Origin of the sequence: Hydrogenophaga sp. ANAO-22, assembly GCF_042466645.1 — a bacterium.
Lineage (GTDB): Bacteria > Pseudomonadota > Gammaproteobacteria > Burkholderiales > Burkholderiaceae_C > Hydrogenophaga.
In genome coordinates this window covers 1,148,357-1,172,884 of the sequence record NZ_CP159956.1, presented here as the reverse complement: position 1 = coordinate 1,172,884, position 24,528 = coordinate 1,148,357, and the positions used below count along the sequence as shown (strand labels likewise).

Here is a 24,528-nt window from a genome sequence, read left to right as displayed (position 1 = left end):
TTCGCCTTCCCATGCCTGTGTCCTCGCTGCTCAACGGCCGCCATTTCCAGATCTTCACCGCGGTGATGCGCAGCCGGGGGCTGGGCGAGGCCGCGCTCAAGCTGGGCATTTCCAAGGCCGCTGTCAGCAAGACCCTGGGCCTGCTGGAGCGCGAGACCGGCGTCGAGCTGTTCACGCGCCAGGGTGGCCGGCTGGAGCCCACCGCCGCGGCCCGCCGCCTGCTGCCGCGCGCCGAGCAGGCGGCCAACCACCTGGCCTGGGCGCTGGCCGAAGCCGCCACGCTGGACCAGGCCTCGAACCGCACGGTGACGGTGGCGGCGCACGCGCCCCCTTTGATCGCCATCCTGCCCGGCGCGATCCAGCGCTTCAAGCTCAGCCACCCCGAGGTCAAGGTGCGGGTGCGGGTGGAGGGTCCGCCGGAGGTGCTGCGGCTGGTCGCCCACCACGAGGTCGACCTGGGCGTCACCAACCCGCCCGCGCCCAACACCATCAGCGCCGTGGAACTGTGCGAGCGCCGCACCATCTCCGAGGACTTGCTGGTGGTGGCCATGCACCGGCGCCACCCCCTGGTGGCCAAGGCCCTGGTGCGGCCGCAGGACCTGGTGGACGCCGAGGTGATCGCGCTGCCGGAGGAGTCGCCCACCTCGATCCTGGTGCGCGCCACGCTGCAGGAAGCCGGCGTGCTGGTGGGGCAGGGCACGATCGCCAGCACCTCCATGGGGGTGTGCGCGCTGGTGCAGCAGAACGTGGGCATCGGGCTGATCAACCCCATGCTGCTGTCCACCGGCATCTTCCCGGACATCGTGACGCGGCCCTTCCGGCCGCGCATCGAGCTCGGGACGGAGATCTACCGCTCGGCGATCCGCCCCCTCAGCGACGAGGCGCAGGTGCTGGCCGGCTACCTCGAGGAAGTGGCGCTGGCGCTGCCCGGCTCGCCCTCGGCGGGCAAGGCCCTCCCACGCGCATCGGCCGCGAAGTGACCGCGCGCCCTCAGGCCGCGCGCTCCAGCCAGCCCAGCCGCACCAGCCCGGTGGACAGGGCGGTGCCGCAGACGATGACCACGCCGCAGCCGATCATCCAGGGCGTGATGACCTCGTTGAGGAAGACCGAGCCGTAGACCAGCGCGAACACCGGCACCAGGAAGGTCACGGTCAGCGCGCGGCTCGGGCCGGCCTTCTCGATCAGGTGGAAAAAAATGATGTAGGCGATGGCCGTGCACAGCAGGGCCACGGCCGCGACCGCGCCCCAGGCGGTGCTGCTCACCGGCTGGCTGGGCCACAGCAAGGCGGTGGGAATGGCCAGGCCCAGGGCCGCGCCGATCTGGCTGCCGGTGGCGGTGGCCAGCGGGTGGGCGCCCGTGAGGTAGCGCTTGGTGAAGCTCGCGGCGATGCCGTAGAACAGGGTGGCGAGCAGGCAGGCCCCCATGGCGATCAGCGTGCTGGCCACGGGGCCGTCGCTCACCACGCCGGCCGCGCTGAAGCCGGACTTGCCGATCACCAGCAGCGTGACGCCGGCGAAGCCGATCGCCAGGCCCAGCATGCGCGAGCCGCCTGGCCGGTCCTTGAGCCAGAGCCAGGCCACCAGCGCGCCCGACAGCGGCACGGTGGCATTGAGGATGGAGGTCAGGCCGGTGGGGATGTGCAGCACGGCGTAGGCGAACAGGGCGAAGGGGATGCCGGAGTTGAGCAGGCCGACGAACAGGATGGGCCGGGCGCGCGAGCGGAAGTCGGCCCACACGCCCTTGATGAAGAACACCGGCAGCAGGAAGAGGGCGGCGAGCGCGACGCGCAGGCCGGCCGTGGGCAGGGCGCCGAACTCGGCGCCGCCCAGGCGCATGAACAGGAAGGAGGCGCCCCACAGGGCGGCCAGCAGCAGGAATTCCAGGACGAGGGTGGGGCTCATGGCGTCAAAGTATGCATGGCGTCCCGGGTGTCCCGGCACGCGATTGATGCCGGATGGGGCATGGATTGATGAGTGGAACGGCACAATGCCGTTCGTCGCGCCGCCTCACACCAAGGTGGCACCTTCGAGCGAGAGCAGGGCGGTCTTGCGATCCAGCCCACCCGCGTAGCCGGTGAGCGAGCCGTCGGAGCCCAGCACGCGGTGGCAGGGCACCACCACGCTCATCGGGTTGCGGCCGACCGCCGCCCCCAGCGCGCGCACCGCGGCCGGTTTGCCGATGGCCGCGCTCAGGCGCCCGTAGCTGGTGGTGGCGCCGGGCGCGATGCCCAACAAGGCCTGCCACACCTGCTGCTGGAAGGGCGTGCCCATGCTCAGGTCCAGCGGCAGCTCGAAGTGCTGGCGTTGCCCGGCGAAATACTGCGTGAGCTGCTCGATGGCCTGGCGCAGCACCGGGTGGTCGGGGTCGTGGCGCCAGGCCGAGCGGTCCGGGCCGTGGCGCTGCCCGTCGAACCAGACGCCACTCAGGCCGCGCGGCGTGGCCGCCAGCGTCATGGCGCCCATCGGGCCTTGCCAGGTGGTGAAGACGGTGAGGGGATCGTGTTTCATGCGGAGGCTCCTGTGGATGAGACGACGTGGCCTGCCGACCAGGCGCGCACGACGGCGTAGCTGCGCCAGGGTTTCCAGGCGAGGGAGGCGGCTTCGGCCTCGCGGGCCGGGTGTTTGTTTTCGCGCACGCCCATGACCTTGTGCAGTGCCACGTCACCCGCGGGGAAGGCGTCCGGCCAGCGCAGGGCGCGCATGGCGATGTACTGCGCGGTCCAGTCGCCGATGCCCGGCATGGCCTTGAGGGCGGTGAGGGTGGCGGGCACGTCGGCGCTGCCGTTGAGCACCAGGCCCTGCTCGGCCACGCCGCGCGCCAGCGCCACGATGGCGGCCTGGCGCTGCCGCACGATGCCGAGTTCTCCCAGGCCGTCGCCTTCGGCCTGGGCCAATGCGGCGGGCGTGGGGAACAGGCGGGAGAGGCCGGCGTGCGGCGTCTCGATGGGCTCGCCGAAGCGGTTCACCAGCCGCTGCGCGAGCGTGCGCGCGGCCGCCACGGTGATCTGCTGGCCCAGCACCGCGCGCACCGCGAGTTCGAAGCCGTCGAGCGCGCCCGGCACCCGCAGGCCATCGCCGGCCGGGAACGCGCCGTGCAGCACGGCGTTGATGGCGGTCGGGTCGGCGTCCAGGTCGAGCGCGGCGCGCAGGCGGTGAATCACCTGGGGCAAGACCTCGCGCAGGTCGTCGCTCACGCGCAGTTCGAGCTGGCTGCGGGCCTCGTCGAAGCCGGCCACCAGCCAGCCCGTGTGGGTGCGCCCGCCCAGCTCCATGCGCAGGGTCTGACCCAGTCGCAGGCCCTGTTCGTCGATGAAGGCCACGCCGTCGATCAGGCGCTGGCGGAAGAAGCCCAGCGTGGCCGCCACGTCGTACGGCGGCCGATAGCCCAGCCGCACCGCGGTGCCCTGGCCGGTGTCGCGGGTGGCGGTTTCGCGCCGCAGCTGCGTGGGGTTGAGCCGGTAGTGCTCGAGAAAGGCCGCGTTGAAGCGCCGCACGCTGGCAAAACCGCTGGCCAGGGCGATCTGCGTGACCGGCAGGTCGGTGTCGGCCAGCAGCTGTTTGGCCGTGAGCAGCTTGCGCGTGAGCAAGTATTGCAGCGGCGAGACGCCCAGGCGTTCCTCGAAGACGCGCCGCAGGTGGCGGTCGCTCACGCCCAGCCGCGCCGCCAGGCGCTCGCCCATCGCGCCGCCGTCGTCGTCCTGCCAGTGCTGGGGGTCGTCCAGCCACAGCGTGGCCTGCTGCACCAGGATGGTGGAGGCGTCTTCCGTCGACCAGTGCCGCTCGCGCGGCGCCAGCTCGGGCCGGCAGCGCAGGCAGGGCCGGAAGCCCGCCTGTTCGGCTTGCGCGGCGTGCGCGAAGAAACGGCAGTTCTCGCGCCGGGGCGTGCGCACGCGGCACACCGGCCGGCAATAGATGCCGGTGGAGGTGACGGCGGTGAAGAACTGGCCGTCGAAGCGCGCGTCGTGCGAGCACAGCGCGCGGTAGCAGGCGTCTTCGTCGATGCGGTCTGAGCGGTTCATGGCTGTCATGGTAGGCCGTTCGGACGGGGTTGACTGGCCGTTTCCGGACATGTGCCTCCGGCATGATGGGTACCCCCCTCCTACAATGCCCGTTTTGCCCGTCACGAGGAAAAACTCCATGCAAGTTGCCGCGTCCATCTTCAAGGCCTACGACATCCGGGGCGTCACCCCCACCGCGTTGAACGAAGGCGTGGCCGAGGCATTGGGCCTGGCCTTCGGCACCCGGGCCCTGGAACTGGGCGAAAAGACCGTGGCCGTGGGCCGCGACGGCCGCCTGAGCGGCCCGGCCCTGTCCGCCGCGCTGATCCGGGGGCTGGTGGCCGCCGGGATCGATGTCATCGACATCGGTCTGGCGACCACGCCCATGCTGTACTTCGCCGCCGCCACGCTGTGCACCAGCGGCATCCAGGTCACGGGCAGCCACAACCCCAGGGACTACAACGGTTTCAAGATGGTGCTGGCCGGCCGCGCGATCTACGGCGAGGACATCCAGGCCCTGCGCAAGACCATGGAAGCCGAGACGCACCGGCGCGCCGAGGGTGGGCGCGTGCGCCTGATCAACGTGCAGGCCGCGTACCAGGCCCGCATCGTGTCCGACGCCAAGCTCGCGCGCCCCATGAAGCTGGTGGTGGACTGCGGCAACGGCGTGGCCGGCGCCTCGGCCCCGGCGATCTTCCGCGCGCTGGGCTGCGAGGTGATCGAACTCTTCAGCGAGGTGGATGGCAACTTCCCCAACCACCACCCGGACCCGAGCAAGCCCGAGAACCTGCAGGACGTGATCCGCACCCTGCGCGAGACCGACGCCGAACTCGGCCTGGCCTTCGACGGCGACGGCGACCGCCTGGGCATCGTCACCAAGGACGGCCAGACCATCTACCCCGACCGCCAGATGATCCTGTTCGCGCAGGACGTGCTCTCGCGCGTGCCCGGTGGCGACATCGTGTTCGATGTGAAGTGCTCACAGCGCCTGGCCCCGGCGATCGAGGCGGCCGGCGGCGTGGCCCACATCTACAAGACCGGCCACTCGCTGATCAAGGCGCGCATGAAGGAGCTGGACAGCCCGCTGGGCGGCGAGATGAGCGGCCACATCTTCTTCAAGGAGCGCTGGTTCGGTTTCGACGACGGCACCTACGCCGGCGCGCGCCTGCTGGAAATCCTCAGCCGCAGCCCCGACGCGAGCGCCGTGCTCAACGCCCTGCCCACCAGCCACAGCACGCCCGAGCTCAATGTGGCCTGCGCCGAAGGCGAGCCGCACGCGGTGGTGGACAAGCTGGTCGCGCTGGCGAAGTTCGACGCGCCGGCCAAACTCTCCACCATCGACGGCGTGCGCGTGGACTGGCCCGACGGCTTCGGTCTGATCCGCGCCTCCAACACCACGCCGGTGCTGGTGCTGCGCTTCGAAGGTCAGACCACCGAGGCGCTGCACCGCATCGAGGCGACCATGCTGGCGCTGCTGAAGCAGGCCAAGCCCGATGCCGTGGTCGGCGCCAGCGCGCATTAGATGAACACCCCTGCAGCGCTTCGCGCTACCCCCTCAAGGGGGCGATGCCTGCGGCCCGGCAGAGCCGGTTCCGAGGCATCCTGGGTTGGCGCTTCTTCATTCGACGTTTTTCTGCCTCCGTATGCATTCTGATGATCTGTTGAACGAGGTCACGGTGGTCCTGGTCACGTACCACAGCGCTCATTGCCTGGACGCGCTGGATGCGTTGCTCGCGCACTGCCCGCACGTGGTGATCTCGGACAACGGCAGCACCGACGACACGCCCGCGCTGGCGCGCGCGCGCTGGCCGCAGGCCACCGTGCTCGAGCACGGCCGCAATCTGGGCTTCGGTGCCGCGAACAACCGCGCGCTCGCTGCCACGCGCACGCCGCTGGCCTTGCTGGTCAACCCCGATTGCGAAGTCACGCCCGAGGGCCTGCGCGAGCTGGTGCGGGTGGCCAATGGCATGCCCGAGGCCGCCATCGTGGCGCCGCAGCTCGAAGGCGCGCCCGGGCGGCCCGATGTGAACTACCGCTGGCCGAGCACCGCCTGGTCCTCGCGCGGGCCCGGCGCCGAAGGCCCTGCCTGCGTGGGTTTCGTGGTCGGCGCGGCCATGTTGTTCCGGCTCTCGCGTTTCGAGGGCGTGGGCTTCTTCGACGAGCGCTTCTTCCTGTACTACGAGGACGACGACCTCTGCCTGCGGCTGTTCCAGCGGCAGCGGCCCATCGTCGTGTGGCCGGCCGTGGCCGCCGTGCACCGCGCGCGCGGCTCGGTCAAGGGCAAGACGCCCTGGAAGAGCGAGTACCTGCGCGGTTACCACCACGCCCAGTCCAAGCTGATCTACACCGCCAAGCACCGTTCGCACGCGAAGGCGCGGCGCCAGCGCTGGTCGGTGCTGCTGGGCACCACGGTGGCCCTGCCGTTGCGCGCGATCGCCTGGTCGCCGCGCCTGCTCGCGCGCATGGCCGGGCGCTGGATGGGCCTGGTGCGCTGGAGGCTGCGTGACTGAGGCCCCCGCCCGACAGCCGACGCTGGGCGTGGCCGTGCTCACGCTCAACGAAGCGCAACGCATCGAAGCCTGCCTGCGCAGCGCCGCTTTTGCCGACCAGATCGTGGTGATCGACAGCGGCAGCACCGACGACACCCGCGAACGCGCCGAGCGCCTGGGGGCGGCGGTCCACCTGCACGGGGACTGGCGGGGCTTCGCCATGCAACGCACCCGCGCCCTGGAGCACCTGAACACGGACTACGTGTTCTTCCTCGACGCCGACGAGGAGATCTCGCCCGCGCTGCGGGCCGAGATCGAGCGGGCGGTGTCGTCGGACGAAGATGCCGTCTGGCGCGTCTGGTGGGATGAAGTGGCCTTCGGCCGCGCGCTCACGCGCATGAAGCCCAGGGGCGGTATCCAGCGGCTGTTCCGCCGCGCCACCCTGGAGCGCTTCGAGGGCGTGGTGCACGAAGCACCGGTGCTGCGCCAGGCCGTGCCGGTGCGCGAGTTTCGCGCGCGCCTGTTGCACCATTCGCGCCCCACGGTGTATGGCAGCCTGCGCAAGCTCGCGCAGTATGTGCAACTCGGTGCCACCAAACGCAGCGCGCAGGGCAAGAAGGGCGGCGTGTGGCGGGGCCTCGTCATGGGCGGCCTGGTGTTCCTGCGCGTGTACATCTTCCAGCGCGCTTTCCTGTGCGGTGGTCCGGGCTTTCTCTACAGCCAGTTCATCGCGCTCGAGACCTTCTTCCGCTACGCGGCCCTGCGCTACGACGCGCCACAGCCCGACGACCTGGCCCGGCGCTAGCCGAAGCGCATGCTCAGCTTGAGCCGGTAGTACGGCAGCCGGTCGGCCCAGCCGAGATCGAGCTGCGGCCTGGCACGGTCGGGGTTGCGCAGCGCGGGCTGGATCAGGTGCCGGTCGAACAGGCCCATCACCACGTCCCGGTTGTAGAGCGCGGAATACCGGTCCCAGTGGTGTCGCTTGAGGTCTTGCGGGTCCAGCTTCTCGATGATGTCGACCAGCGAGCGCGCATCGGTGTAGCAGAAGCCCGAGTCGCCCAGCACGTCGATGTGGTGCCGGTGCTTGCTGCGCGCATAGGTGATCACGGGCTTGTTGCGGATCGAGAACTCGCCACAGGCCAGCCCGAAGGACTCGCCCTGCAGGCGGGCGTGCAGCATGGCGTCGCAGGTGTTGATGAAACGCGTCTTGTAAACCATGTCGCTGCTGCCCGGCAGGAAGAGGGCGCGCGGGTGGTCCACGAAGGGCGCGATGTTGAGGAAGGCGAACCAGGTGTCGGGCGAGCGCGCCAGCACCTGGCGCACCGCCTCGATCGCGCTGGGCACGTCGAAGCTGTTGGCGCCACCGTGGCAGCCCAGCACCTTGGCCTGGGGCGGGATGCCCAGTTCGCCGCGGAGGTCCTCGTTCACATCGGGCAGCTCCACGATGTGCGGCACGCTGGGGATCTTGCCGTTCGCGCAATGCCGGCTCAACCATTCGGAGATGAAGGCGTAGGAGGCGCCATGGGCCCGCGCGGGGTTGGTCGGGAAGACCGCGTGCACCATGGTGGGCACCGTGCGCGACCACACGCCGTCGTTCTTGCCGGCCTTGATGGCGTACAGCAGGTCCGCGTGGTGGCGGCCGAGCAGGGCATCGAGTTCGTCGATCCGGCGGTAGCCCAGCACCTCGAAGCGCGCGCTGAACTTGGCCAGGGCCTCGGCGCTGTTGTGCGGGCTGTCGGCGTTGTAGACCACTAGGCTGCGGTGGCCCAGCACCGTCTCGTTGTGAAGCGCGTAGTCGTACAGCGCGACCTCGGTGCCCCGGATCGACAGCTGATTGGAGTGAAAGGCGATGGTCTTCGTCATGGGGCCGCCCGCTCCCGTTGGCGCATCGGGATGGCGGCCATCAGCAGCGCCGACATCAGGATGAAGAAATGGTTTTCCGTCGAGAGCCAGAACGAACTGTGCGTCGTGTTCGCCACCAGCAGCACCGCCACAAAGCCCATCATCAGCGCCCGGCGCGGCGTGTCTTCGCGCCAGGCCTGCCGTGCGATGGCGAACACGAACCACAGGAACAGGACCAGGCCGATCAGGCCTTGTTCGAACAGGAAGAAGGCGAACTGGTTGTGCGGGTGCACGCAGACCACGGCGCACCACGCAGGATCGGTGAAATGCGCAGGCGACAGCACCGGGTAGGACGCGGTGCCGTGGCCGAGCACAGGCTGCTCCAGCGCGCTCTGCAGCGCGAAGCGGTTCATCTCCATGCGGGCGCCTGCGGACGTGACAGGCACCGTGATGCTGCTGTCCCGGGCTTCGAGCCAGGCCTCGTTGACGCGCGACCGCAGCTGGGTCGACGTGGTGAAGGTGATGGCCATCACGGCGACCAGGGCCAGCGCCGCGATGGCCAGCCGGCGCCGGTGCAGGCCGACGGCGAAGACCGCGAACACCGCCAGGGCCAGCAGCAGGGCCAAGTAGCCGGTGCGGCCCGACGACAGGAACAGCACGCTGAACGCCGCCAGCGCGGCCACCAGGGCGGCGAGCACGGCCCGGGCCCGCGTCGGCGCATGCATGGCCTGGTGCAGGGCCATCACCGTGAAGAACGACATCAGGATGCCTTGCGCGATGCGGTCCTTGAAGACGGTGTGGTCCTCGCCGAAGCCCTGGTTGTGCGTGCGCGTCCAGGAAAAATCGAACCAGACATTGAGCCAGGTGACCACCAGCGTGAACAGCATGGCCAGCGCGAAGGCCTGCCCGCAGCGGCGGCGCGTGGCCGGGTCGTTGAGCAGACCGATGAAGACCGGTACCCACAACAGCTTGCTGTACTTGCCCAGGGCCGTGCCGATGAGCGGCCCCTCGGCTGGCGACCACAGGGCCGCGAGCGCGATCCAGGCGAACAGCGCCAGCGCCGGCGCCGCCAGGGGGTTGCTCAGCGCCTGGCGGGTGTCGCGCAGGGAATGGCCCCAGACGCAGCCGAGCAGCCAGAACACCAGGGTGAGCAGCAGCGCCACATTGGCGAGCGCGACCGACATCGGGAACGCGAAGAAGACCAGGATGAGCGAAGCCTTGGCGCCCCGCTGAAGGAAGGTGGACGGGGGGGTCATGGGGGAGCGGGGAGGTCCTGGTAGCCCGCCATCAGCGGGGCCCAGTCGGCTTCGGTCCAGTGGTAAGGGGCGACGCGGGTGGCTTCCTTGCGCAGCGAGCGCCGCAGACGCTCCAGGTTGCGCGGCTTCCAGTCGCCGCCCGTGCGAACCCCGCATTTGTCGAAATCCACGATCCAGGCCTGGCCGGCCGGGTCGAGCAGCAGATTGTGGGCGTTCAGGTCGGCATGGAACACCTGCCGCTCATGCAGTTGCCGGATCGCGCGGCCCAGGGCCTGCCATTCGGCTGGCGCGAGCGGCCTTTGCTGGAGCCGTTGCACCACGTTCGCGCTGCCCGGGATGAGGCCGACGAGGATGTCGGCCTCGTAGAACAGACCGGCGCGGGGCCAGTGGCTCGCGGCCACCGGCTCGGGCACCGGCAGTTGCCAGGAGCGCATCAGGCGCAGCAGGGTGAATTCGCGCATGGCGCGGCTGTCGTGCGGCGCGGCGCGCCAGAAACGGTCGTGGCTCAGGCGGGCCATCAGGCCGCCGCGCCGGTAGTGGCGCAGCACATAGCCTTGCCCGCCCTCGTGGACCAGCAGCGCCTGGCCGCGCCCGCTGCCGGTGGCCAGGGCGGTGCCGCCCACGTGGGCGATCGGGTCGAAGGTGCGCGCGCAGACCTGGCTCAGGTGGTGCGGATCGAACCAGGCGGTGCGGCCTGCGTCCACCGAGGCCCGCACGCGCGAGACGTTGCCGGTGTGCGCGGGCCGCCACAGCGGCCGCACCACGGCCAGCGTGCGCGCCGAGGCGCCCTGGTTGCGGGCGATCAGCTCGCGCGCGGCGTGGGCGCGGCGTTGCCAGGTCTCGGGTTGCATCAGCCAGCGCTGCACCGCCGCCGCGAGTTCGCGCGCGTCGCGCACGCGCTCGCCGGCGCCGCTGCGCGCGATCTCCTCGAACAGCGGCGCCGCGTTGTGGACGTGAGGGCCGAACAGCACCGGCTGGCCGACCGACATGGGCTCCAGCGGGTTGTGCCCGCCCACGGGCGCCAGCGTGCCGCCCACGAAACACAGCGAGGCGTGCTGGTACCAGTGCATGAGTTCGCCCATGGCGTCGATCAGCAGCACCTGCGTGCCTGGTGACACCGCCTGCCCGCTGCTGCGCCGCACGAAGCTCAGGCCGCTGTGCTGGACGTGGGCCGCGACCTCGTCGAAGCGCTGGGGATGGCGCGGCACCAGCACCAGCAGCCAGCTCGGGTTGACGGGCGAGAGCTCGCTCCAGATCGCCAGCCAGGCGGCCTCGTCGCCTTCGTGCGTGCTGCCCGCCACCAGCAGCGTGCGCCCCTGCAGTTCGGGCGCCAGCGCCACGCGCGCGGCGGGCACGGCGACATCGAATTTCAGGTTGCCGGTGTCGTGCAGGCGCGGCTCGGGCACGCCCAGCCCGCGCAGGCGCTCGGCGCTGGTGGTGTCGGCGGCCGCCACCGTGAGCTGTGGCCAGACGGGCCGCATCAGGCCCGGCCATCGCCGGTAGGTGCGCGCCGAGCCTTCGGAGAGGCGCGCGTTGACGAGCGCAACCGGGATCGCGTTGGCCCGGCATTGCTGCAGCCATTCGGGCCAGAGCTCGCGCTCCACGAGGATCAGCAGCCGGGGCTGCAGCCGGTTCAGGAAGCGGGCGACGGCACCGGGCGTGTCGATGGGCGCGTAGACGTGGCGGATCTGGTCGCCCCAGTGCGTCTGCAGCGCGCGCGCACCGGTGGGGGTCTGGGTGCTGACGACCACGGCGTGCGCCGGCCATTCTTCGAGCAGGGCGTGCAGCAGCGGTTGCATGGCCTGCACCTCGCCCACCGAGGCGGCGTGGATCCAGATGCAGCCGAGCTGCTCGGGGTCGATGGGAATGAAGCCGAGGCGCTGCCGCAGGTTCTGGCGGTAGCCGGGCTCACGCCGGCCACGCCACCACAACCAGCCCAGCAGGGGAGCGGCCAGGGCGCGGCTGAGCAGTCGGTACGCCCGATGGGGCAGCGAAACCGGGCTGCTCAGCGCCAATGGTCGGCGACCCATTGGGCGGGCAACACGCGCCGGTACCACTTGCCGCTCACGCCGGCAATGACATCGGGTGGGTTGGGCTTGCCATGGAACACGATGATCTTGGCGCCGGGCGGGATGGTGGGCGGCGAGAACCAGCCCAGGATGCCCGGGCGCATGCAGTGGCGCTTGAAGCTGCGGCACCAGGCCTCGGGCCAGTAGCTGACCTTGCCCTGCCGGTTGAGGTAGCCGGTGATGTACTCCTGCTCGTTGCGCACGTCCGCGATCGACTCCGGGTAGCCGTTCTTCAGGTGCTCCAGGGCGTCGGTGTGGGCGCCGATGGTGTAGAGGTAACACGAGGTGTTGCCCGTGCCGTCCTTCTTGTCCCATTCCTTGATGACGATGAAGGTGCCGGGCTGGTCGAAGAACTCGTCCAGGCTGTCGACGATGACGATGTCCAGGTCGAGGAACAGCGTCTGGCCGGTGAGGTCGTAGAGCGGATCGGCGAAGCTCGTGAGCTTGAGCCAGCCGTGGCCGAAGCTCCAGGGCTTGCGCTGGTCGAATTCGTCGAAACCCACGGCGGGGATGGGCTTGACCTCGACGGCGGGGTTGATGCCTTCACCGTCGTCGGTCAGGCAGACGAAACGGAAGGGCCGGTGCAGGTGCCGCGACACCATGCTGTGAAGTTTGTTGACGTACTCGGGGCCGTACTTCTTGCCCCATTTGATGCACAACACGTTGACGGTCTGCATGGCTTCCTCTTCTGCGGGTGTTGGCTGGCTGACGCCAACTTGGCGGTCGAGTGTAGCGGAGCTCACTTCGCGAGCAGGGAATCGATGGGCAGCAGGTCTTCGGGCAGCAGGGCGCCGCTGGCCTGGCGCAGGCGCAGGCTGCTCAGCAGCACGTTGTAGCGCGCCTGGGCCAGGTCGCGCTTGGTCTGGAACAGCTGGCTCTGCGCGTTGAGCACGTCGATGTTGATGCGCACGCCCACCTGGTAGCCCAGGCGGTTGGCGTCCAGCGCGCTCTGGCTGGAAGCTTCGGCGGCCTGCAGCGCGCGCACCTGGCCCTGGCCCGAGACCACGCCCAGGTAGGCGCTGCGCGTGGACAGGTCCACCCCCCGGCGCGCGGCTTCGAGGTCGGAGCGCGCCTTTTCTTCCAGCGCCAGGGTTTCCTTGACCCGGTTCTGGACCGCGAAGCCGGCGAACAGCGGCAGGTTGAACTGCACGCCCACGCTGGCGGTGTTGGTGCGCACGTTGCCAGGAATCGGCAGGGTGGTCATGGGGCCGCGCGCCACCTGGTACTGGCCGACCAGGTCCAGCGTGGGCTTGTGCCCGGCTTCGGCCTTGCTGGTTTCGAGCTGGGCGATCTCCAGGTTGCGCGTGGCCTGCAGGATGGTCGGGTGCGTGCCGGGGTTGCGGTCCACCCAGGCCTGCGGGTCGGCCGGCACCACCTCGGGCAGGGTCACGGGCGCGGCCAGCGGGCGCGGCTCCACCGAGGGGCGGCCCACCAGCTGGTCGAGCGCGAGCTTCTTCACGCGCAGGTCGTTCTCGGCCGCGATTTCGCGCGCCAGCACCAGGTCGTACTGGGCCTGCGCCTCGCGCGAGTCGGTGATGGTGGTGGTGCCGACCTCGAAGTTGCGCTTGGCCGCGGCCAGCTGCTCTGCCACGGCGGTCTTCTGCGCCTGCACGAAGGCCAGCGTGTCCTGCGCCGCGAGCACGTCGAAGTAGGCCTGCGAGGTGCGCACGATGAGGTCCTGCTCGGCCAGGGTGAGGCGGGCCTTGGCGATGTCGACGCTGAGCTCGGCCTGATCGTTGGTGATCCGGTTGGCCGGGCGGTACAGCGGCTGGCTGGCCGAGAGCGTGGCGCTCTGGTTGTTGCTGTTGCCGTCGAGCGCGCCGTAGTTGCTCACCTCGCGCCGCGCCCAGCTCGCCGCGGCAGCCAGGCCGGCTTGCGGCAGCAGGCCGGCGCGGGCCTGCGCGGCCTGGGCCAGGGACGCGTCGTATTGCGAGCGCGCGGCCAGGTAGGTGGCGTCGAACCCGCGCGCGGCCTCGTACAGCTGCACCAGGCTCTGGGCCTGCGCGCCGGTGGCGAGCGCGCCCAGCACCAGCATGACCGCCCGCGGAAACAGCAGGTGGTGGGCAGACGACTTGCGAGCGGACGAAGCGGCTTTCATGCGGTGTTCCTTGGAGCGGGACGGAGGTGCTGAGAGACTCGTGAGAGAGGCAGCCCCCCAGGGGCATCCAGGGTCCGGCTTTGCCGGCCCGAGATGCCGTCCCCCCTCGAAGCGCCGAAGGCGCGCCACGGAGGGGGGAAGCCGCGAAGCGGTGCAGGGGGGAGTTTCATTTCAGTAGACGGGCACGCTGGGGTCGCGCTGCTGCGACCAGGCGTGGATGCCGCCGTCGATGTTCACGACGTGGGTGAAACCATTGCCTTCGAGGAACTGCACCACCTGCGCGCTGCGGCCGCCGTGGTGGCACAGCACGGCGATGGGCTGGTGCCGGTCGAGTTCGAGCAGGCGCGCCGGCACCGTGCGCATGGGCATGGCGCGCAGCTCGAAGCCCTCGGGCTTCACGGAAGCGGTCTGCAGTTCCCAGGGTTCGCGCACGTCCAGCACGACGGGCAGGGCAGCCTGCGGTGCGGCGGGGTCGGCGGCCTGCTTCAGCCAGTCGGGCAGTTGGGCGGGGGTGATCGAGTTCATGGCGGCGTCCGTGGGCGGGGGAAGGTTTCCGGGCTCAGAAGCGGAAACGCGAGGGTTCCGGGAAGTGGCGCAGGCGCGGGGCCACGGTGTCCCAGGGCTGGGCGGTCTGGAAGGCGGCTTCGCCGGTGCGGGTGACGATGGTCGCGCGCATCATGGGCTCGAAGCCGACGATCGCGGCCAGGCGCCCGCCCGGGGCCAGCAGGTCCAGCAGCGCCGAGGGGATCTCGGCGACCGAGCCGCTGAGCACGATGGCGTCGAACGGCGCGCCATCCGCGCAGGCCGCAAAACCCTTGGCGGCGGCATCGGCGCAGCGCACCTCGGCGTTGGTGATGCCGGCCTTCTGCAGGTTCTCGCGCGCCAGGCGGGCCAGCGCCTCGTCGATCTCGATGCTGACCACGCGCTGCGCGAGGCTGGCCAGCAGGGCCGCCATGTGGCCGCTGCCGGTGCCGACTTCGAGCACCTTGTCGGTGGGCTTGAGCGCGAGGTCCTGCAGCAGGCGCGCCTCGACCTTGGGCGCGAGCATCGCCTGGCCGTCCACCGCGGGGTGGTTCAGCGGCAGTTCCATGTCGGCGAAGGCCAGCGACTGGTGCGCGGCGGGCACGAACTGCTCGCGGTGCACGCGGTCCAGCAGGGCGAGCACCCGGGCGTCGAGCACCTCCCAGGGGCGGATCTGCTGCTCGATCATGTTGAAACGGGCCTGGCTCAGGCTGAGGGCGGGGGCGGTGGAAGTGGTCATGGCATCGACTCGCAGGAACGGTGTTTCTAGAGGGGGCGGCGGGAACCGCGAGATTTTAAGGAGTGGGACCTTCGGGGACGGGGTGGGGTATCGCCAGGCCGAGCCGGCGGCGGAACCAGTTGCCGAGGTCGTCCATGTAGCAATAGACCACCGGCACCACCACCAGGGTGAGCAGGGAGGAGGTGATGACGCCACCGATGACGGCCTGGCCCATGGGCGCGCGCTGTTCCGAGCCTTCGGTGAGCGCGAACGCCAGCGGCACCATGCCGAACACCATGGCCAGCGTGGTCATCAGGATGGGGCGCAGCCGCACGCGCGCGGCCAGCAGCAGCGCGGACTCGCGGTCCATCGGCGGCTCACCCGTGCGGCCTTCGCGCGCGCGGATCGCGAAATCGACCAGCAGGATCGCGTTCTTGGTGACCAGGCCCATCAGCAGCACGATGCCGATGACCGAGAACATGCTCATGCTGGAGCCGAACATGAGCAGGGTCAGCACCACGCCGATGAGGGTGAGCGGCAGCGAGGTCATGAGCGCCAGCGGCTGCAGGAAGCTCTGGAACTGGCTGGCCAGGATCATGTAGATGAAGATGATGGCCAGGGCCAGCGCCGAGAGCGCGTAGCCGAAGGACTCTTGCATGTTCTTGGTGGAGCCGCCGAACTCGTATCGGTAGCCGGGCGGGAAGGCGATGGTGTCGAGCACCTGGCGGATCTCGGTGGAGACCTCGCCCGGCGAGCGCCCGTAGACGTTGGCGTTGATCGAGACCTCGCGGTTGAGGTTGCGGCGGTTGATCTGGTTCGGGCCGGTGGCGTCCACCACGTCGGCCACCTGGCCCAGGCGCACCACGCGCGCCGTGCCGTCGCTGTCGGTGCCGACCATGAAAGGCAGTTGCTCCAGGTCGCTCGCGCGCTCGCGCCCGCTGGGCGCCAGGCGCACGTTCACGTCGTAGCTCTGGCCGTCGGCGGCGCGCCAGTTGCCCACCGTGGTGCCGGCCACCAGGGTGCGCAGGCTGGCGCCCACCGTGGCCACGCTCACGCCCACGTCGGAGGCCAGGTCGCGCTTCATCTTCACGTCCACCGTGGGTTTGTTGGGCTTCACGCTGGCGTCCAGGTCGACCAGGCCGACGATGGGGCGGATGCGCTCCATCACGGTCTGCGTCAGGCGCTCCAGCTCGGCCAGGTCGTCGCCCTGCAGCGAGAACTCCACCTGCTTGTTGCCGCCCACGGCGTCGAGCAGGCCGACGTGCGTCACGGTGATGCCGGGCACGCCGCGCAGCCGCTCGCGCAGGCGCGCCGACATCTCGAGCGCGCTCAGCGTGCGCTCGTGGCGATCGGTCAGGCGCACGTAGATGCTGGCGTACATGGTGCCCTGCGCGTTGCCGGTGTTCAGCGTGGACAGCGTGTACTTCACCTCGGGGAACTCGCGCAGGATGCCCTCGACCTCGCGCGTCTTGGCCTCCGTGGCCTCGAGCGAGGAGCCCACCGGCGTGTGAAAGCTCAGCGAGGTTTCGGAGAAGTCGGCCGTGGGCACGAACTCGGTGCCCAGCAGCGGCACGATGAACAGGCTGCCGACGAAGGTGGCCAGGGCCAGGCCCAGCGTGGCGAGCTTGTGCTTGAGCGACCAGCGCAGCGTGCCCTGGTAGGTGTGGCTCAGGTCGTCCTGGAAGCGGTCGAACCAGCCGGTCACGCGGCCGATGGTGCGGTCGTAGAAGGTCTTCGGGCCGCTGGCGGCGTGGCCGTGTTTCTCGATCTCGGGGTCGTGCCAGACCGAGGACAACATCGGGTCGAGCGTGAAGCTCACGAACATGGAGATCAGCACGGCCGCCACCATGGTGATGCCGAACTCGTGGAAGAACTTGCCGATGATGCCGCCCATGAAGCCGATGGGCAGGAACACCGCGACGATGGACAGCGTGGTGGCCAGCACCGCCAGGCCGATCTCCTGCGTGCCGTCCATGGCCGCGTCGAACGGGCGCTTGCCCATCTGCACATGGCGCACGATGTTCTCGCGCACCACGATGGCGTCGTCGATCAACAGACCCACCGAGAGCGTGAGCGCCATCAGCGTGATCATGTTGATGGTGAACCCGAACAGGTTCATGAAGAAGAAGGTGCCGATCAGCGCGATCGGCAGCGTGAGGCCGGTGATGACGGTCGAGCGCCAGGAGTTCAGGAACAGGAACACGATCAGCACGGTGAGCACCGCGCCTTCGATCAGCGTGCGGCGCACGTTCTCGACCGAGACGCGGATCGGCCGCGAGCCGTCGGCGATCTGCTCCAGCCGCACGCCGGGCGGCAGCTCGGCGCCGAGCGAGGCCACGGCGGCTTTCAGGCCGTCGGTCACCGCGATGGTGTTCTCGTCCTGCGCCTTCTGCACCTGCAGCAGCAGGGTGCGCTGGCCGTTGTAGAGCGCCAGGCTCTCCACTTCCTGCGTGCCGTCGCTCACGCGCGCCACCTGCCCCAGGCGCACGGCCTGGCCGCCGCGGCGCGCGACGATGATGTGCTCGAAGTCCTGCGGGTTCTGCAGCCGCGAGAGCACCTGCACCACGCGCTCGGCCTCGCCGGTCTTGAGCGTGCCCACCGGCAGGTCCTGGTTCTCGTTGCGCACGGCGGCGTTGACCTGCTCGGTGGTCACGCCCAGCGCTTCCATGGCCGAGGGGTCGAGGTCGATGTTGACGGCGCGCCGCGTGGCGCCCACCAGCGTGACCGAGCCCACGCCGCGCACGTTCTCCAGCCGCTTCTTGAAGACCTGCTCGGCCCAGGTGGTGAGCTCGACCGCGCTCGGTGTCTTGCCGTCCACGGCCTGCGGGATCACGGCCACCGACCAGATCGAGCGGCTGGCCGGGTCGAAGCGCAGCACGCGCGGCTCTTCCACCTCGTCGCGGAACACCGGGCGCAGGATGGCGATCTTCTCGCGCACGTCCTCGGCCGCCTTGCGCCCGTCCACCGTCAGCTGGAACTCGATGATGACGAGGGACTGGCCTTCATAGCTGCGCGAGGTCAGGGTGTTGACGCCGGCGATCGCGTTGACCGCCTCCTCGACCTTCTTGGTGACCTCGGACTCGACGATCTCGGGCGAGGCGCCCGGGTAGGCCACCTGCACCACGACCACCGGGAAATCGATGTTGGGGAACTGGTCCACCTGCAGCCGCTGGAACGAGAACAGGCCCAGCACCACGAAGGCGATCATCACCATGGTGGCGAAGACCGGGTTGCGCAGCGAGACCTGGGTGAACCACATGGTGCGGCGCGCTCAGTGGGTGGCCAGGCGAACGGCCGTGCCTTCGCGGATGGCGCCGGCCTGGGCGCTGAGCACCGGCTCGCCGGCCTGCAGGCCCTTGACCTCTCGCATGGGCTCGCTGCCGCGCAGGCCGGTGGCGCCGCCGTCCAGCACCACGTGGGCGATCTTGCTCTCGCGCACCACCTGCACATAGGGCTGGGGCTTGTCGTTGCGCACCGAGGACAGCGGCACCGCCAGCGCGTTGACCGCGCCGGTGACGATCTGGCCCTGCGCGAACAGGCCCTGGCGCATGCCTTCGGCGGCCGGCACGCGCAGGTACACCAGCACGCTGCGGCTGCCCGCCTGCACGCTGGGGTTGATGCGCGAGACCGTGGCCCGCACCGGTTCGGCCAGGCCTTCGACCCGAAGGTTCGCCGTCTGGCCCACCTTGACCGACACCGCGTCGGCCGGGGTGATGGCGGCTTCCATTTCGAAGGCCGAGAGGTCCACCACGTCGAACACGCGCGTGTCCACGCCCACGCGTTCGCCGTTCTGCACCAGGCGGGCCGAGATCTGGCCGGTCAGGGGCGAGCGCAGCGTGGTGTCGGCCAGGGCCTTCTTCGCGATGTCCAGCGCGGCCAATGCGGCCTGGTGCGTGGCTTCGGCGCCGGCCAGGTTGGCGCTGGCCGTCTCCAGCGCGGTGGCCGAGATGAAGCCCTGGCGCACCAGGGCCTGGTTGTTGTCCAGCGTGCGCCGTGCGATCGCCACCTGCGACTGGGCCGACTCGGCCTGCCGCGTGGCCTGGCGCACGCGCGCGTCGGCCTCGGTGCTGTCGATGCGCGCCACCACCTCACCGGCCTTCACCGCGTCGCCTTCGCGCTTGCTCAAGCCCTGGATCTCGCCAGCGGTGCGCGCCTTGATGGCGGCGGTCTGCAAGGCCTGCACCGAGCCCGAGAGGCCCACCGTCTGCGTCAGCTCCAGCGCCTGCACGGCCACCACGTCGCGCGCGGAGAGCGTGTACACCGGCGCGGTCTTGAGCGCCTCGGCGGCCGCGCGGGCGGTTTCGCCCTGGGTCTTGCGCTTGTCCAGCGCGCGCACCAGGCCCAGGCCGACACCCAGCACCAGCACGGCCAGCAGCAGCCATTTGATCCAGGTGGAGCGCGAGCGGGGAGCGTTCATGGTGGCGTGAAGGTCAGGGCGTGGGGCTGGGCGCGAGCATGCCGTGCAGCAGCAGGTCCACCTGGTTGTCGATGAAGCCGATCGGGTCCAGCGTCTCGTTCGAGGCGCAGCAGGGCGCCATGGAATGTTTCCACATCAGCACGAAGATCATCGGCGCGATCAGGCTGTAGATGGCGTAGTCCATGGACAGCGGGCGGAACTCGCCGCGGTCGATGCCGCGCTGCAGGATGCGCCGGATCAGTTCGTGGCCGGGCTCGATCACCTCCTTCTGGTAGAAGGCCGCGATCTCGGGGAACATGCCGGCCTCGCTCATCACCAGCTTGGTGATGCCGGAAGCCGGGGTCATGCCCACGCGCTCCCACCAGGTGTGCAGGCAGTAGCGCACCAGCTCGGCGCTGTCGCCCTCGAAGTGGTCGAGTTCCTCGTTCCACTCGGGAAAGCGCCCCGCCAGGTTCTCGCGCACCACGGCCTTGAACAGCTCTTCCTTGCTCGGGAAGTACAGGAACAGGGTGCCCTTGGACACGCCGGCCAGCGCGGCGACTTCTTCCACCCGGGTGGCGGCGAAGCCCTTTTCAACAAACAGGCGCAGCGCCGCGTCCAGCAATTCGCCCGGGCGCGCCTCCTTGCGCCGGGCGCGTCGCTGGCGCGGTTCGGCGTCGGATTCGGGGGAGGTCAGGGGCGTGGGGGCAGACATGGGGTTTTAATGACCGGTGGGTTAGTAATATACCCCACCCCCCATATCCGATCATGTTGCCAGCTCAACCGGAAGGCCCGCTTCCTGCGGGCATGGCGCTCAGGAAAACGCCTGGATGCCAGTGATCGCGCGGCCCAGGATGAGGGCGTGGATGTCGTGCGTGCCCTCGTAGGTGTTGACCACCTCCAGGTTCACCAGGTGGCGCGCCACGCCGAACTCGTCGCTGATGCCGTTGCCGCCCATCATGTCGCGCGCCAGGCGGGCGATGTCCAGCGCCTTGCCGCAGCTGTTGCGCTTGAGGATGGAGGTGATCTCGACGGCGGCCGTGCCCTCGTCCTTCATGCGGCCCAGGCGCAGGCAGCCCTGCAGGCCCAGGCTGATCTCGGTCAGCATGTCGGCCAGTTTTTTCTGGATCAGCTGGTTGGCCGCGAGCGGGCGACCGAACTGCTGGCGGTCCAGCACGTACTGGCGGGCGCGGAAGTAGCAGTCTTCCGCCGCGCCCAGCGCGCCCCAGGCGATGCCGTAGCGCGCGCTGTTGAGGCAGGTGAACGGGCCTTTCAAGCCACGCACCTCGGGGAAGGCGTTCTCTTCGGGGCAGAACACCTCGTCCAGCACGATCTCGCCGGTGATGGAGGCGCGCAGGCCCACCTTGCTGTGGATGGCCGGGGCGCTCAGGCCCTTCATGCCCTTGTCCAGGATGAAGCCGCGGATCGCCCCTTCGTCGTCCTTGGCCCAGACCACGAACACGTCGGCGATCGGCGAGTTGGTGATCCACATCTTGGCGCCGGAGAGGCTGTAGCCGCCGGCCACCTTCTTGGCGCGCGTGACCATGCTGCCGGGGTCGGAGCCGTGGTTGGGTTCGGTCAGGCCGAAGCAGCCGATCCACTCGCCGGTGGCGAGCTTGGGCAGGTACTTCTGCTTCTGCGCCTCGGAGCCGAATTCGTTGATCGGCACCATCACCAGCGAACTCTGCACGCTCATCATGGAGCGGTAGCCCGAGTCCACGCGCTCCACTTCGCGCGCCACCAGGCCGTAGCAGACGTAGTTCAGGCCGCTGCCGCCGTAGGCCTCGGGGATGGTCGGGCCCAGCAGACCGAGAGAACCCATCTCGCGGAAGATGGCCGCGTCGGTCTTTTCGTGGCGGAAGGCCTCGGTCACGCGCGGCAGCAGCTTTTCCTGGCAGTAGCTGTGGGCGGCGTCGCGCACCTGGCGCTCGTCGTCGCTCAGTTGCTGGTCGAGCTGGAACGGGTCTTCCCAGCTGAAGCGGGCTTTGGGGGTGCTCATGCTTGTCTCCGGTGTTCGGGTGGCGAAGCGGCGATTGTCGACGGCTGATGAATATCTGTCTAATATCGTTGGTGTATTCATCCATATAAATTTCAGATTCATGGAATTCCGCCACCTGCGCTATTTCCTCGTGCTGGCCGAAGAGCTGCACTTCGGCCGCGCGGCCCAGCGCCTGGCCATCACGCAACCGCCGCTCTCGCTCAACATCCAGCAGCTGGAGGCCTCGGTCGGGGCGCAGCTGTTCACGCGCAACAGCCGCGGCGTGCAGCTCACGGCCGCGGGCCAGGCCTTCGTGCCGGCCGCGCGCGCCTTGCTCGACCAGGCGGGCCAGGCCGCGCGCGAGGCGCGCGAGGTGGCCCAGGGCCTGGTGGGCAGCCTGCAGATCGGGTTCGCCGGCACGGTGCTGTACCGGGGGCTGCCGCAGATCCTGCAGGGGTTCGCGGCGCGCCATCCGCGCCTGCGGCTGGTGCTGCGCGAGCTGAGTTCGAGCGACCAGCTGATCGACCTCATGCACGAGCGGCTGGACCTGGGCTTCGTGCACACCACGCGCGTGCCGGCGAGCTTCTCGCAGATCCTGGTGTCGAGCCAGCCCTTCGTGGCCTGCCTGCCGGTGGGGCACGCGCTGGCGCGCCGGCGCCGCCTGCCGCTGGTCCAGCTGCAGGGCGAGCCGTTCGCGGTGGTGTCGCGCGCGGTTTCGCCCGACTACCACGAGCGCATCCTGGGCCTGTGCGCGGACGCGGGCTTCTCGCCCGAGATCCGCTACGAACTGCGGCACTGGCTCAGCGTGGTGTCGCTGGTTTCACAAGGCCTGGGCGTGGCGCTGGTGCCCGCCGCGCTGCAGCAGGCCGCCCTGCCCGGCGCGGTGTTCGTGCCGCTGGATGTGCAGACCCCGCCGTATGAAACGCACTGTCTCTGGAAGACCGACCGCGATCAGGCGGCGCTGGCGGCATTCCTCGACGCGGTGCGGGCCTTTGCCCAACCATTACAGTGAGGCGTCAACCCATGGAGAACACGATGAGCGACAAACAGGTGCTGGTGCTGGGCGGTGGCTGCTTCTGGTGCACCGAGTCCGTCTACAAGGAAGTGACCGGGGTGACCGATGTCGAGTCGGGCTACAGCAACGGCCAGGTCGAGCGGCCGAGCTACGAGATGGTGTGCACCGGCACCACCGGCCACAACGAGGTGGTGCGGCTCGAATACGACCCCACGCAGGTGACCACGCGCGAGATCCTGGAGATCTTCTTCGTGATCCACGACCCGACCACGCTCAACCGCCAGGGCAACGACGTGGGCACGCAGTACCGCAGCGGCATCTACTTCACCACGGCCGAGCAGCAGCGGGTGGCGCAGGCGCTGATCGACGAGCTCACCCAGGACAACGCCTTCGGCAAGTCCATCGTCACCGAGCTCAAGCCCCTGCTGAACTACTGGCCGGCCGAGGCCTACCACCAGGACTTCTTCGAGCGCAACCCGCACCAGGGCTATTGCATGGCGGTGGCCGCGCCCAAGGTGGCGAAATTCCGCAAGACCTTCGCCCGCCTGGCGAAGTAGGTCTTGCGGGGCCGATCACTTCGGCAGCAGCACCTTGTCCACGACGTGGATCACGCCGTTGGACTGGTACACGTCGGCGATGGTCACGGTGGCCACGCCGCCTTTTTCATCCGTCACCGTGACCTTGCCGCCGGCCGACTTGGCCACCAGCGTGCCGCCGGCCACGGTCTTGATCGAGGCCATGCCCTTGCCGTCTGCGATCATCTTGCCGATGGCCGCGGCGTCCCATTTGCCGGGCACCACGTGGTAGGTCAGGATGCCGGTGAGCATGCCCTTGTTCTCGGGCTTGAGCAGGGTGTCCACGGTGCCGGCGGGCAGCGCGGCGAAGGCGGCGTTGGTGGGCGCGAACACGGTGAACGGGCCGGGCGACTTGAGCGTGTCCACCAGGCCGGCGGCCTTCACGGCGGCCACCAGCGTGGTGTGGTCCTTGGAGTTGACCGCGTTGTCGATGATGTCCTTGCTGGCCAGCATGGGCGCGCCGCCGACCATGACTTGCGCGAAGGCGCCGAGGGATGCGGTGCCGATGGCCAGGGCCAGAACGGTCTTGCTGAGGGTCTGCGTGATCATGGAATCTCCTTGGGTTGAAGCCGGAACTGCGGCTGAAGGAGATACGCAGCGCGACCCCGCACTGGATTCAAAAAAGACCCGGCGATGGGATCAGGCCGGTTTCGCGCGGCCCCACCGGGCCTGCAGCAGCGGCCAGCAGACGATCACCGCCAGGCCCAGCAGCACCAGCGCGGCCGCGCCGAGCTTCCAGCCGGGCAGCGACTCGCCCAGGGACAGGGCCGAGGCGCCCATGCCGAACACCGGGATCAGCAGCGCCAGCGGTGTGACCGTGGCCGCCGGGTGGCGCGCCAACAGCCAGTTCCACACGCCGTAGCCGAACAGCGTATTGCCCACCGCCTGCCACAGCACGCTGGCCCACACCAGCCCGTCCGCGTGTTGCAGGCTGCTCGCGATGGCCTGCGGGCCTTCGACGAACCACGACAGCGCGAACAGCGGCGGCACCGCGAACACGCTGCTCCAGACCATGAAGTGCAGCATGTTCACCGGCCCGAGCGACTTCACCACCAGGTTGGCGAGCGACCAGAAGAAGGCCGCGCTCAGCACCAGGCCCATGCCCAGCAGGGTGACCGAGGCGTCGAGGTTGGCCGCGATCACGCCCAGGCCGGCCAGCGCCAGCAGCAGGCCCGCGACCTGGAAGCCGCGCACGCGCTCGCCCATGATCCACAGCGACAGGCCGATGGTGAAGAACACCTGCAGCTGCACCACCAGCGACGCCAGGCCCGGCGAGATGCTGCTGCGGATCGCCAGGAACAGCAGGCCGAACTGGCCCACGCCCAACAACACGCCGAAGGCGGCGATCTTGCGCCAGGGCGCGGTCGGTCGCGGGATGAACAGCAGCCAGGGCAGGGCCGAGAGCGCGAAGCGCAGCGTGGCGAACAGGAAGGGCGGCAGACCGTCCAGGCCCCAGCGGATCACCACGAAGTTCGTGCCCCAGACGAACACCACCGAGAGGGCGAGGAGCAGGTGGGTGATGGGCACGGCGTGGTGTGAAGCGGGGAGACCGGCAGTGTAGCCAGCGGCCCG

Annotated in this window: 22 protein-coding genes; 6 read left to right on the top strand and 16 right to left on the bottom strand. The window is 69.7% G+C overall.

All coding sequences use genetic code 11. The features are described 5' to 3' along the window. Window positions 1–11: 11 nt before the first annotated feature. A complete protein-coding gene (locus tag ABSY19_RS05465) occupies window positions 12–980 on the top strand; it encodes a LysR family transcriptional regulator (protein WP_382159920.1) in 969 nt (322 codons plus the stop codon). Between the two features lie 10 nt (window positions 981–990). On the opposite strand, the gene ABSY19_RS05460 is transcribed toward ABSY19_RS05465, so the two are convergent. The 3 genes from ABSY19_RS05460 to ABSY19_RS05450 form a co-directional block, all read right to left on the bottom strand. Next, window positions 991–1,902, bottom strand: coding sequence for a DMT family transporter (locus ABSY19_RS05460; protein ID WP_291112790.1), 912 nt, complete (start codon window positions 1,900–1,902; stop codon window positions 991–993). Window positions 1,903–2,007: 105 nt separating this feature from the next. Then, the gene (locus ABSY19_RS05455; protein WP_382159917.1) at window positions 2,008–2,508 is read right to left on the bottom strand and encodes a methylated-DNA--[protein]-cysteine S-methyltransferase; all 501 of its coding nucleotides are present in this window, start codon (window positions 2,506–2,508) and stop codon (window positions 2,008–2,010) included. Beyond that, window positions 2,505–4,019 carry a DNA-3-methyladenine glycosylase 2 family protein gene (locus ABSY19_RS05450; RefSeq protein WP_382159914.1) on the bottom strand — a complete coding sequence of 505 codons (1,515 nt, stop codon included), beginning with the start codon at window positions 4,017–4,019 and terminating at the stop codon, window positions 2,505–2,507. The genes ABSY19_RS05455 and ABSY19_RS05450 overlap by 4 nt, the downstream gene beginning before the upstream one ends. A gap of 118 nt (window positions 4,020–4,137) precedes the next feature. Here ABSY19_RS05450 and ABSY19_RS05445 point away from each other — a divergent pair, with 118 nt between their 5' ends. From ABSY19_RS05445 to ABSY19_RS05435, 3 genes are all read left to right on the top strand, one after another. Next, window positions 4,138–5,520, top strand: a complete 1,383-nt coding sequence (locus tag ABSY19_RS05445; RefSeq protein ID WP_382159911.1) for a phosphomannomutase/phosphoglucomutase — start codon at window positions 4,138–4,140, stop codon at window positions 5,518–5,520. A gap of 139 nt (window positions 5,521–5,659) precedes the next feature. Beyond that, complete coding sequence (locus tag ABSY19_RS05440; protein WP_382159909.1) at window positions 5,660–6,508, top strand: glycosyltransferase family 2 protein; 849 nt, start codon at window positions 5,660–5,662, stop codon at window positions 6,506–6,508. Next, window positions 6,501–7,292 carry a glycosyltransferase family 2 protein gene (locus ABSY19_RS05435; RefSeq protein ID WP_382159906.1) on the top strand — a complete coding sequence of 264 codons (792 nt, stop codon included), beginning with the start codon at window positions 6,501–6,503 and terminating at the stop codon, window positions 7,290–7,292. Before ABSY19_RS05440 ends, ABSY19_RS05435 begins: the two co-directional genes overlap by 8 nt. Here ABSY19_RS05435 and ABSY19_RS05430 read toward each other — a convergent pair. The 11 genes from ABSY19_RS05430 to ABSY19_RS05380 form a co-directional block, all read right to left on the bottom strand. Then, a complete protein-coding gene (locus ABSY19_RS05430; protein ID WP_382159903.1) occupies window positions 7,289–8,350 on the bottom strand; it encodes a hypothetical protein in 1,062 nt (353 codons plus the stop codon). The genes ABSY19_RS05435 and ABSY19_RS05430 overlap by 4 nt on opposite strands. Beyond that, window positions 8,347–9,585 carry an O-antigen ligase family protein gene (locus ABSY19_RS05425; RefSeq protein WP_382159900.1) on the bottom strand — a complete coding sequence of 413 codons (1,239 nt, stop codon included), beginning with the start codon at window positions 9,583–9,585 and terminating at the stop codon, window positions 8,347–8,349. The genes ABSY19_RS05430 and ABSY19_RS05425 overlap by 4 nt, the downstream gene beginning before the upstream one ends. After that, complete coding sequence (locus ABSY19_RS05420; protein ID WP_382159897.1) at window positions 9,582–11,615, bottom strand: 3-deoxy-D-manno-octulosonic acid kinase; 2,034 nt, start codon at window positions 11,613–11,615, stop codon at window positions 9,582–9,584. Before ABSY19_RS05420 ends, ABSY19_RS05425 begins: the two co-directional genes overlap by 4 nt. Beyond that, complete coding sequence (locus ABSY19_RS05415; protein ID WP_382159894.1) at window positions 11,591–12,331, bottom strand: glycosyltransferase; 741 nt, start codon at window positions 12,329–12,331, stop codon at window positions 11,591–11,593. Before ABSY19_RS05415 ends, ABSY19_RS05420 begins: the two co-directional genes overlap by 25 nt. A 62-nt stretch (window positions 12,332–12,393) precedes the next feature. Next, window positions 12,394–13,752: a TolC family outer membrane protein gene (locus ABSY19_RS05410; RefSeq protein ID WP_382159891.1), complete on the bottom strand. Its 1,359-nt coding sequence runs from the start codon at window positions 13,750–13,752 to the stop codon at window positions 12,394–12,396. Between the two features lie 171 nt (window positions 13,753–13,923). Then, window positions 13,924–14,277 (bottom strand): rhodanese-like domain-containing protein, encoded by a 354-nt coding sequence (locus ABSY19_RS05405; RefSeq protein ID WP_382159889.1) that lies wholly within the window; start codon window positions 14,275–14,277, stop codon window positions 13,924–13,926. A 34-nt stretch (window positions 14,278–14,311) separates the two neighbouring features. After that, a complete protein-coding gene (locus tag ABSY19_RS05400) occupies window positions 14,312–15,013 on the bottom strand; it encodes a protein-L-isoaspartate O-methyltransferase (RefSeq protein WP_382159886.1) in 702 nt (233 codons plus the stop codon). A gap of 55 nt (window positions 15,014–15,068) precedes the next feature. Beyond that, window positions 15,069–18,251: an efflux RND transporter permease subunit gene (locus ABSY19_RS05395; protein WP_382159883.1), complete on the bottom strand. Its 3,183-nt coding sequence runs from the start codon at window positions 18,249–18,251 to the stop codon at window positions 15,069–15,071. A 12-nt stretch (window positions 18,252–18,263) separates the two neighbouring features. After that, window positions 18,264–19,409, bottom strand: coding sequence for an efflux RND transporter periplasmic adaptor subunit (locus tag ABSY19_RS05390; protein WP_382159880.1), 1,146 nt, complete (start codon window positions 19,407–19,409; stop codon window positions 18,264–18,266). A gap of 13 nt (window positions 19,410–19,422) precedes the next feature. Continuing rightward, the gene (locus ABSY19_RS05385) at window positions 19,423–20,103 is read right to left on the bottom strand and encodes a TetR/AcrR family transcriptional regulator (RefSeq protein ID WP_382159877.1); all 681 of its coding nucleotides are present in this window, start codon (window positions 20,101–20,103) and stop codon (window positions 19,423–19,425) included. A gap of 99 nt (window positions 20,104–20,202) precedes the next feature. Then, window positions 20,203–21,387: an acyl-CoA dehydrogenase gene (locus ABSY19_RS05380; protein ID WP_291112760.1), complete on the bottom strand. Its 1,185-nt coding sequence runs from the start codon at window positions 21,385–21,387 to the stop codon at window positions 20,203–20,205. A 100-nt stretch (window positions 21,388–21,487) separates the two neighbouring features. Between ABSY19_RS05380 and ABSY19_RS05375 the strand changes: the two genes are divergently transcribed. After that, window positions 21,488–22,378: a LysR family transcriptional regulator gene (locus ABSY19_RS05375; protein WP_382159874.1), complete on the top strand. Its 891-nt coding sequence runs from the start codon at window positions 21,488–21,490 to the stop codon at window positions 22,376–22,378. 23 nt (window positions 22,379–22,401) lie between these two features. Next, window positions 22,402–22,938 (top strand): peptide-methionine (S)-S-oxide reductase MsrA, encoded by a 537-nt coding sequence (msrA, locus tag ABSY19_RS05370; RefSeq protein ID WP_382159871.1) that lies wholly within the window; start codon window positions 22,402–22,404, stop codon window positions 22,936–22,938. Between the two features lie 15 nt (window positions 22,939–22,953). Here the strand turns inward: msrA and ABSY19_RS05365 are convergent, their stop codons facing one another. Together ABSY19_RS05365 and ABSY19_RS05360 are read right to left on the bottom strand one after the other, a co-directional pair. Further along, window positions 22,954–23,505 (bottom strand): fasciclin domain-containing protein, encoded by a 552-nt coding sequence (locus ABSY19_RS05365; RefSeq protein WP_382159868.1) that lies wholly within the window; start codon window positions 23,503–23,505, stop codon window positions 22,954–22,956. 90 nt (window positions 23,506–23,595) lie between these two features. Continuing rightward, a complete protein-coding gene (locus ABSY19_RS05360) occupies window positions 23,596–24,483 on the bottom strand; it encodes an EamA family transporter (protein WP_382159865.1) in 888 nt (295 codons plus the stop codon). Window positions 24,484–24,528: the final 45 nt, after the last annotated feature.

What these genes read in the sequence shown, in the direction of transcription:
- ABSY19_RS05465 (WP_382159920.1), top strand. Translation starts at nt 12, where the DNA reads ATGCCTGTGTCCTCGCTGCTCAACGGCCGCCATTTCCAGATCTTCACC.
- ABSY19_RS05460 (WP_291112790.1), bottom strand. Translation starts at nt 1,902, where the DNA reads ATGAGCCCCACCCTCGTCCTGGAATTCCTGCTGCTGGCCGCCCTGTGG.
- ABSY19_RS05455 (WP_382159917.1), bottom strand. Translation starts at nt 2,508, where the DNA reads ATGAAACACGATCCCCTCACCGTCTTCACCACCTGGCAAGGCCCGATG.
- ABSY19_RS05450 (WP_382159914.1), bottom strand. Translation starts at nt 4,019, where the DNA reads ATGAACCGCTCAGACCGCATCGACGAAGACGCCTGCTACCGCGCGCTG.
- ABSY19_RS05445 (WP_382159911.1), top strand. Translation starts at nt 4,138, where the DNA reads ATGCAAGTTGCCGCGTCCATCTTCAAGGCCTACGACATCCGGGGCGTC.
- ABSY19_RS05430 (WP_382159903.1), bottom strand. Translation starts at nt 8,350, where the DNA reads ATGACGAAGACCATCGCCTTTCACTCCAATCAGCTGTCGATCCGGGGC.
- ABSY19_RS05425 (WP_382159900.1), bottom strand. Translation starts at nt 9,585, where the DNA reads ATGACCCCCCCGTCCACCTTCCTTCAGCGGGGCGCCAAGGCTTCGCTC.
- ABSY19_RS05420 (WP_382159897.1), bottom strand. Translation starts at nt 11,615, where the DNA reads ATGGGTCGCCGACCATTGGCGCTGAGCAGCCCGGTTTCGCTGCCCCAT.
- ABSY19_RS05415 (WP_382159894.1), bottom strand. Translation starts at nt 12,331, where the DNA reads ATGCAGACCGTCAACGTGTTGTGCATCAAATGGGGCAAGAAGTACGGC.
- ABSY19_RS05410 (WP_382159891.1), bottom strand. Translation starts at nt 13,752, where the DNA reads ATGAAAGCCGCTTCGTCCGCTCGCAAGTCGTCTGCCCACCACCTGCTG.
- ABSY19_RS05405 (WP_382159889.1), bottom strand. Translation starts at nt 14,277, where the DNA reads ATGAACTCGATCACCCCCGCCCAACTGCCCGACTGGCTGAAGCAGGCC.
- ABSY19_RS05400 (WP_382159886.1), bottom strand. Translation starts at nt 15,013, where the DNA reads ATGACCACTTCCACCGCCCCCGCCCTCAGCCTGAGCCAGGCCCGTTTC.
- ABSY19_RS05395 (WP_382159883.1), bottom strand. Translation starts at nt 18,251, where the DNA reads ATGTGGTTCACCCAGGTCTCGCTGCGCAACCCGGTCTTCGCCACCATG.
- ABSY19_RS05390 (WP_382159880.1), bottom strand. Translation starts at nt 19,409, where the DNA reads ATGAACGCTCCCCGCTCGCGCTCCACCTGGATCAAATGGCTGCTGCTG.
- ABSY19_RS05385 (WP_382159877.1), bottom strand. Translation starts at nt 20,103, where the DNA reads ATGTCTGCCCCCACGCCCCTGACCTCCCCCGAATCCGACGCCGAACCG.
- ABSY19_RS05380 (WP_291112760.1), bottom strand. Translation starts at nt 21,387, where the DNA reads ATGAGCACCCCCAAAGCCCGCTTCAGCTGGGAAGACCCGTTCCAGCTC.
- ABSY19_RS05375 (WP_382159874.1), top strand. Translation starts at nt 21,488, where the DNA reads ATGGAATTCCGCCACCTGCGCTATTTCCTCGTGCTGGCCGAAGAGCTG.
- msrA (WP_382159871.1), top strand. Translation starts at nt 22,402, where the DNA reads ATGAGCGACAAACAGGTGCTGGTGCTGGGCGGTGGCTGCTTCTGGTGC.
- ABSY19_RS05365 (WP_382159868.1), bottom strand. Translation starts at nt 23,505, where the DNA reads ATGATCACGCAGACCCTCAGCAAGACCGTTCTGGCCCTGGCCATCGGC.